The sequence below is a fragment of the Sandarakinorhabdus oryzae genome, assembly GCF_009733735.1.
In the GTDB taxonomy this organism is placed as follows: domain Bacteria; phylum Pseudomonadota; class Alphaproteobacteria; order Sphingomonadales; family Sphingomonadaceae; genus Sandarakinorhabdus; species Sandarakinorhabdus oryzae.
The window spans coordinates 1-558 of sequence record NZ_WNJP01000414.1; the positions used below are offsets into that span (position 1 = coordinate 1).

At 59.3% G+C, this 558-nt stretch carries 1 pseudogene; it reads left to right on the forward strand.

The features are described from left to right. Positions 1-201, forward strand: a pseudogene (locus GJ693_RS17760) (hypothetical protein); the annotation flags it as partial. Between the last annotated feature and the right edge of the window lie 357 nt (positions 202-558).

A 558-nucleotide genomic window follows, 5' to 3' on the forward strand; every position in this document is an offset into this window, starting at 1 on the left:
GAAGCGGACGAAGCGTCTGACCCGCGCTGCAATGTCCGCCTTATATACTGGCTGCTGCGCCGAATACCGGTGGCACCGGCACCGGTGCTTCTCGAACCGCCGAACAGCCCGATCGTCGATCGTGCGGACTGCGATCCCATGCAGCTCCAGCCAATGCAGGAAATGGCGGGCAGCAGCGCCAAACAGAACCGCACAGGCTGACCTCTCGTCGAGCGACAGAGAGGAGAGGAATGCGGTGAGTAGGGTGCCGTGACTGGGCGGGTCTTCGACCCGGAGCGGGGCCGCTCGAAACGGCAATGATGATCTTGTTCGCATGTAGCTTCCTTCGACTTGTTGAGGTCGAAGGAACTGTAATTATCTGGAGTGAAATCATGGAAAACCGAAGAAAACCTGCGCCTCCCGCCGCCACGCTCGACATAAACTGCGACTGCAAAGAATATGTCTAATGTTGAGCTCAACATTAGATGTACTCGCGCGGCGTGATGTCGACCTGCACGTCGCCCCAGTCCTCGGTCGGAATCTCGGCGAGCCGCCGCTCCATCAGCGCTTCGCCGGTTG